At 73.6% G+C, this 3,810-nt stretch carries 3 protein-coding genes; 2 read left to right on the forward strand and 1 reads right to left on the reverse strand.

Annotated elements, in window-relative coordinates; all coding sequences use genetic code 11:
- On the reverse strand, nucleotides 1–283 hold a 283-nt coding region (locus G3I65_RS38470; RefSeq protein ID WP_160700449.1), incomplete at its 3' end, for a LysR family transcriptional regulator.
- A 112-nt stretch (nucleotides 284–395) separates the two neighbouring features.
- On the opposite strand from G3I65_RS38470, the gene G3I65_RS38475 reads away from it, so the two are divergent.
- Both G3I65_RS38475 and G3I65_RS38480 read left to right on the forward strand, forming a co-directional pair.
- Nucleotides 396–1,106 (forward strand): type 1 glutamine amidotransferase domain-containing protein, encoded by a 711-nt coding sequence (locus G3I65_RS38475; protein ID WP_160700450.1) that lies wholly within the window; start codon nucleotides 396–398, stop codon nucleotides 1,104–1,106.
- Between the two features lie 310 nt (nucleotides 1,107–1,416).
- The coding region (locus G3I65_RS38480) for an AMP-binding protein (protein WP_160700451.1) at nucleotides 1,417–3,810 on the forward strand (2,394 nt) is incomplete at its 3' end.

Consider the following 3,810-nt stretch of genomic DNA (forward strand, 5'->3'; position numbering starts at 1 on the left):
GTGCCACCCGGTCGAGCGGGACCGCGTCCTCCGGGCCGGCCGTGAGCGCGCCCCGCAGTTCGTCGATCCGGGTGCCGATGCGCGCGGCCAGCTCGACCGCGCGGCCGGTCGGCGCGGCGCCGTGGCGGGACCGGGTGAACAACGGCTCGCCCAGCTCCTTCTCCAGCCGGGACAGCTGGCCGGTGACGGCGGGCTGGGTCAGGCCCAGTTCCGCCGCCGCGGCCGAGAGCGAGCCGCGGCGGTAGACCGCGAGGAACGTGCTGAGCAGGTCCAGACTTGGCATGCAAGCCACCTTCCATAAGCATCGTTATGGATGGTACGGATTACGCGCCGGGCTCGCACGGTTGTTGCCGGCGTGCGGGGCACCGGGTCCCGCGGACAAGGAAAACCCAGACATGGCACGGATCCTGATGATCGTTTCGGCCGCCGACCGGCTCCGCCTCGCCGACGGCACCGACCACCCCACCGGCTTCTGGGCGGAGGAGGTCGCCGAGTCGCACCGGGTGCTCACCGAGGCCGGGCACCGCGTCGACATCGCCACCCCGGACGGGCGGCGGCCGGTCGCCGACCCGATCAGCTTCGACGAGCGCGGCGGCGTCGACCCCGTGGCCGGGGCGAACTACCGCGCGTACCTGGACACGCTCGACGGCCTGGCCGCGCCGCTGAAACTGGCCGACGCGACCGTCGAGGGCTACGACGCGTTCTACCTGCCCGGCGGCCACGGGCCGATGGCAGACCTGGTCGCGGATCCGGCGCTCGGCCGGCTGCTGACCGCGGCGGACGACGAGGGCAAGCTCGTCGCGGCGCTGTGCCACGGCGTCGCGGGGCTCCTCGCCGCCCGCCGGGACGACGGGACGTTCACCTTCGCCGGGCGCACGATGACCTCCTTCAGCGACGAGGAAGAGCGCCAGGGCGGGCTGGGAGAGCGGACGCCGTTCTTCGTCGAGGCCCGGCTCCGCGAGCAGGGCGCCGGCGTGACGCCGGGTGCGCCGTGGTCGAGCACGGTCGTCGCCGACCGGAACCTCGTGACGGGCCAGAACCCGCAATCCAGTGTGGACACCGCGGCCGGTGTCGCGCAGCTGCTCGATTCTGGATCGTTTTCGTGAAAGGGGTTGTCGGTGAATATCCGACCGGCGAACCACGCAATTCGGATGCGTCACGGCCGGTAGTCGATCGAGTGTCCACGGTGGCAAGTGGGCCCGCTTCGGGAGTGGATCACGTGGGAAATTCCTGCGTATGGTCCAGGATCGATAGGTCATTCGGCTGAACTCTGCGGATTGCGTATCCCCACGCGACGACTTGAGCCTTAACCTTGCGTGATTCTTCGCCATGAATCGCACTGGGGAGTGAGATGAAGTCGACGTCACCGCCGTGGTTTCCGCGCGCCCATTCGCCGTCGGGAGCCGACACCGAGCGATGACGCAAGACGGCTGCATCAGACGTTTCGCGGGAATCGCGGGGCAGTGGCCCGACCGGATCGCGATCGTCGAGCACGACTCGGCGGTGAGCTACGGGCGGCTGGCCGGGCTGGCCGGCGGGCACGCCGCCCGGCTGCTCGACGCCGGCGTCCGGCCGGGGGAGTTCGTCGGCCTGCTGACCGGGCACGGGACGGGCGCGATCGCCGCGATCCTCGGCACCCTGGCCGCGGGCTGCACGTACGTCCCGCTCGACCCGACGTTCCCGCGGGACCGGCTCGCCCACCAGGTCGCGGCGGCCCGCGTGTCGGCCGTGCTCACCATCCCCGAGCACGCCAGCCTCGCGGAAGCGTTGTGCCGCAGCACTTCCGCCCGGGTCGTGGCGACCGGGCCGGACACCGCGCCGCTGCCGGTGCCCGACCCGGACCCGGACGCGCCGGCCTACGTGCTGTTCACCTCCGGCTCGACCGGCACGCCGAAAGCGGTCGCGCAGACCCACCGCAACCTGCTGCACGTGGTGGACAACCAGATCGCGACGCTCGGCATCACCGCCGACGACCGGCTCAGCCTGCTGGCTTCCTTCGGCTTCGACGCGGCGATCCCGGACCTCTACCCGGCGCTGCTGACCGGCGCCGCCGTGGTGCCGGTGGACGTCCGGGCCCACGGCGTCGCGCACGCCGCGCGCGAACTCGCGCGGCACGGCGTCACCGTCTACCACTCGACGCCGACGGTCTACCGCCACCTCCTGGACGCGCTCGACGGCGACCTGCCGTCGGTCCAGACCGTCCTGCTGGGTGGCGAGCAGGCCACCTACGCCGACGTCCGCCGCGGCCGCTTCGCCCCGGATTGCGTGTACGTCAACGGGTACGGCGCGACCGAGGTGACCTTCGCCGCGCAGTACCGGCTGACCGCCGCCGACGTCCCCGCCGGCGCCACCGGCCCGCTGCCGATCGGCACCGCGCTGCCCGGCTACACGCTCACCGTGCTCGACGGCGGCGAGCTCGAAGTCAGCGGCGAATACCTGGTCGACGGCTACTTCGACCAGCCGGGCCCGGCGTTCGGCACCACCGCCGACGGCGTCCGCAGCTACCGCACCGGCGACCTCGGCGAGCTCCGGCCGGACGGGACCGTCGTCTGCCTCGGCCGCCTCGACCGGCAGGTGAAGGTGCGCGGGTTCCGGGTCGAGCTGACGGAGATCGAAGCCTGTCTCGGCGAACTGCCGGGGGTCGCCGAAGCCCGCGCCATCGTGCGGGACGGCGAGCTGCTCGCCTACGTCGTGCCGGCCGGACAGCCGGACGTGACGGCGCTGCGGGCCGCGCTGGCCGACGTGCTGCCCGGGCACTCGGTGCCGTCCGCGGTCGTCGCCGTCCCGGCGTTCCCGCTGACGGTCACGGGGAAGCTCGACGAGGAAGCGCTTCCGGACCCCCGCCCACCCGCGCCCGTCGCGGCCGGGCCGATGACCGCGGCGCAGCGGCGGGTGCACGCGATCTGGGTCGCCGTGCTGGGGCACGACGGGTTCGGCACCGAGGACGCGTTCTTCGACGTCGGCGGGCATTCGCTGCTGCTGGGCCGGGTCCAGCAGCGGCTGGCCACAGAGGCCGGTGTGGACGTTCCGCTGCTCGCCCTGCTGGAGCACCCGACGGTCGCGGCGCAGGCCGCCTACCTGGAACCGGCCACTGAGGACGGTCCCCGCGCCGCGCCTGCCGAAGCCGAGGAGGACGAGCCGGGCAGCGATCTCATCGCCGTCGTCGGGCTCGCCTGCCGGTTCCCGGGCGCGCCCGACGCGGACGCGTTCTGGTGGAACCTCTGCGCCGGCGCGGACGCGGTCCACGACTACACCGACGACGAACTGGCCGCGCTCGGCATCGGGCCCGGCCTGCGCGCCGACCCCGCGTACGTGCGGGCCGGCGGCCGCCTCGACGGGGTCGAAGACTTCGACGCCGGGTTCTTCGGGTTCACCGCGGAGGAAGCGGCGCGCACCGACCCGCAGCACCGCCTGTTCCTGGAGACCGCGTGGCGGGCGCTGGAGGACGCGGGCCGCGACCCGGCGCGGGAGCACGGCCCGGTCGGGGTGTTCACCTCCGCCGGGGTCAACCGGTACTTCCTCTTCCACCTCTTCGGGAACCCGGCCGTCACCGGCGACGTCGACCCGGACGATTGGGAGGGCAGGCTGCTCGGCCGCCAGCTCACCGACCACCTGCCCGGCCAGGTCGCCTACCGGCTGGGGCTGACCGGGCCCGCGGTCGCCGTCCAAAGTGCCTGCTCCAGCTCGCTCGCCGCGGTCGGCCTGGCCGCGCAGAGCCTCGCCGAATACCGCTGCGACCTGGCGATCGCCGGCGGGGTGAGCGTCACGTGGCCGCGGTACCGCGCGGGCGGCCTCGCGTCGGCGGACGGC

The organism is Amycolatopsis sp. SID8362 (assembly GCF_010550475.1).
In the GTDB taxonomy this organism is placed as follows: Bacteria; Actinomycetota; Actinomycetes; order Mycobacteriales; family Pseudonocardiaceae; genus Amycolatopsis; species Amycolatopsis eburnea.

Bases quoted from the DNA above. Each gene is read 5' to 3' on its own strand.
- G3I65_RS38475 (WP_160700450.1), top strand. From the start codon at position 396: ATGGCACGGATCCTGATGATCGTTTCGGCCGCCGACCGGCTCCGCCTC.